1 pseudogene is annotated in these 407 nt (G+C 46.2%); it reads right to left on the minus strand.

From position 1 onward, the window contains the following. Positions 1-89: 89 nt before the first annotated feature. Positions 90-407: pseudogene (locus tag J7R10_RS09145) on the minus strand (transglycosylase SLT domain-containing protein); the annotation flags it as partial.

The following is a 407-nucleotide window of genomic DNA, read 5'->3' on the forward strand; positions in this document are numbered from 1 at the left end:
AACAAGACAGTAAAGCCCCCCGTTCTTCTTAAAGCCCCTACGCGTAATGCTTTTTATTTTGCCCGCCAAAGAACCCCACAGGTTTCCCTTTAAGAGAAACCAACCGGGGGTTTAAAATCCTTGGGGCCCCTTGGCATTGGAAAAAACCCCGCCATGACTGGTTGCTGTAACATTTGTTGCTGAGCTAGCTGCATTTGTTGATTGTGTCTTTCTCCACTCTCTCTCATTAAATGAAGCAAACCAGCGAACACCTGTTTAAGAGAGTTAGAATTAATTCGTTGTGTTTGCAATGGTGTGGTTTCCATAGCCTGTCCTGTGTGATTATCTCTGCTTTCAGGTGCCAGCATCCTGTTTGGGAATGGCGTGTCATATGCCATCAATTGGTTGCCCACGTTAGCACCTTGAGC

The sequence above is a fragment of the Bartonella vinsonii subsp. berkhoffii ATCC 51672 genome (genome assembly GCF_902825225.1).
Taxonomy (GTDB): Bacteria; Pseudomonadota; Alphaproteobacteria; order Rhizobiales; family Rhizobiaceae; genus Bartonella; species Bartonella berkhoffii.